The following is a 270-nucleotide window of genomic DNA, read 5'->3' as shown; positions in this document are numbered from 1 at the left end:
GACGGGTGCCATCGTCAACGTGGGCTCCTACGCCTGCTATCAGGCTTTTCCGCTCATTGCAGCGTATGCGGCGTCGAAGGGGGCGCTGGCGCAGTTGACGCGCGCCCTCTCGCTGGAAGCCATCGAGCATGGTATTCGCGTCAATGCGGTGGGCTCTGGCGATGTCATCACCAACATTACCAACCACATCCATGCCGACGGCCAGGCGTTCCTGGCCGAGCATGGCAAGAAGGCGCCAATCCGCCGTGCGGCGCAGCCCAAGGAAATTGC

Annotated in this window: 1 protein-coding gene; it reads left to right on the top strand. The window is 63.0% G+C overall.

The genetic code is table 11. From position 1 onward, the window contains the following. Positions 1-270: SDR family oxidoreductase (locus SB764_RS40545; protein WP_410866833.1), on the top strand; the 270-nt coding region annotated here is incomplete at both ends.

It is taken from the genome of Paraburkholderia sp. SIMBA_027, from assembly GCF_046535315.1.
GTDB lineage: Bacteria > Pseudomonadota > Gammaproteobacteria > Burkholderiales > Burkholderiaceae > Paraburkholderia > Paraburkholderia tropica.
Note: the sequence above shows the minus strand (reverse complement) of the source record. Positions and strands in the feature narration are given on the sequence as shown.